The sequence below is a fragment of the Streptomyces sp. DH12 genome, assembly GCF_020873895.1.
GTDB lineage: Bacteria > Actinomycetota > Actinomycetes > Streptomycetales > Streptomycetaceae > Streptomyces.
Genome location: NZ_JAHWGT010001076.1, coordinates 1 through 452, shown reverse-complemented (window position 1 = coordinate 452; position 452 = coordinate 1). Strand labels below are relative to the sequence as shown.

At 79.2% G+C, this 452-nt stretch carries 1 protein-coding gene; it reads left to right on the top strand.

All coding sequences use genetic code 11. The features are described 5' to 3' along the window. The coding region (locus LPA54_RS38590) for an ERAP1-like C-terminal domain-containing protein (RefSeq protein ID WP_228985044.1) at window positions 1-452 on the top strand (452 nt) is incomplete at both ends.

The following is a 452-nucleotide window of genomic DNA, read 5'->3' as shown; positions in this document are numbered from 1 at the left end:
CTCGCCTTCGCCTCCGGAGAGGTCGCCGACCACTACCTCGCCCCGGACCGGCGGCCCGCCGCGCTCGCCACCCTCACCGACCTGTGCCGCGACCTCATCCGCCGCACCGAGGACGGCGACCACCCGGGCCTGCGCCTGGTCGCGGTGCGCCACTGCATCGACGCCGCCGCCCGCCCCGAGACCATCGCCGCCTGGCTCGCCGACGGCACCGTCCCCGGCGGGCCCGAGCTGGACCCGGAGCTGCGCTGGCGGATCCTCGCCCGGCTCGCCGTGCTGGGCGCGGCCGACGAGAGCGCCGTCGCCGAGGAGCTGCGCCGCGACCCCAGCGCCGCCGGCCAGGAGGGCGCCGCCCGCTGCCGGGCCGCCCTGCCCGACCCGGACGCCAAGGCCCGCGCCTGGGACGCCATGTTCGGCTCCGACGACCTGTCCGCCTACCTGTTCACCGCCACCGC